Source organism: Oleiphilus sp. HI0066 (assembly GCF_001635725.1).
This window is the reverse complement of record NZ_LWFH01000653.1, coordinates 1-907: the sequence shown is the minus strand read 5'-3', so window position 1 is coordinate 907 and position 907 is coordinate 1. Positions and strand designations below refer to the sequence as shown.

Below are 907 nucleotides of genomic sequence, written 5' to 3'. Positions count from 1 at the left end.
CGATAGCGGGGTCATGAGTCAGTCCGCCAAACATCACATGGCTCATATTCTCCAACTGGCTATTTAGCGCTGCATTCATAGCTGGATGGTTATAGCCATGAATGGTGCTCCACCAAGACGACATGCCATCAATAAGCTCTCTTCCATCTTTGAGTTTGATCTTGCAGCCTTTAGCAGAATCGACATGAAATATAGGGAGATCAGAGCCAATCGCGCTGTAAGGATGCCAAATATGTTCTTTGTCGGTCGAGTTATGCGAGCGGATAGTCATGTTAAACCTTGTATTGTTCGAGCTTATCTAGCGTTGCTTGAAAGCTATTTTCAAAAGAACAGTGTAACGTTAATGGCTCGTTGCTTATAGGATGAACCAAGTTGAGATCCGTGGCTGCGAGCATTAGTCGATCACAATTGAGTTCATCGCGAAACAGTCTATTGTGATTGCCTTTTCCATATTTCACGTCACCCGAAATAGGGTGACTGATATGTTTCATATGTCTGCGTAGTTGGTGTTTACGTCCAGTTCTAGGTTTTAGCTCTACCAAACTGTAACGTGAAGTAGGGAAGCGTCCGTCTGATATGGGCAATTCATACCGCTCTACACGGCGCAGTTGTGTTTGTGCGTCTTTCGGCCCAGAAACGGCAAAGAAAATATCTGATCAATTCGAACAGCGGCATATAAAAAAGACGTACTATGCAGTAGTCCGCGGGTATACGCCGCAAGAACTAGAAATCGATCACCCATTGAAAGAAATCGCTGCCTTCAAAAGTGATCAAGCAAAAGCAGATGAGAAAGAGCCGAAAGACGCACAAACACAACTGCGCCGTGTAGAGCGGTATGAATTGCCCATATCAGACGGACGCTTCCCTACTTCACGTTACAGTTTGGTAGAGCTAAAACCTAGAACTG

General features: G+C 45.0%; 3 protein-coding genes. 1 reads left to right on the top strand and 2 read right to left on the bottom strand.

Annotated features, from left to right (window positions below):
- Positions 1 to 271 (bottom strand): aminotransferase class III-fold pyridoxal phosphate-dependent enzyme (locus A3738_RS08280; RefSeq protein WP_156504101.1); only part of this gene is annotated, 271 nt, incomplete at its 3' end.
- A 1-nt stretch (position 272) separates the two neighbouring features.
- Positions 273 to 584, bottom strand: a complete 312-nt coding sequence (locus A3738_RS29845) for a pseudouridine synthase (RefSeq protein WP_231876583.1) — start codon at positions 582 to 584, stop codon at positions 273 to 275.
- Here A3738_RS29845 and A3738_RS08270 point away from each other — a divergent pair.
- The coding region (locus A3738_RS08270) for a pseudouridine synthase (protein WP_231876582.1) at positions 577 to 907 on the top strand (331 nt) is incomplete at its 3' end. The two genes, A3738_RS29845 and A3738_RS08270, sit on opposite strands and share 8 nt — an antisense overlap.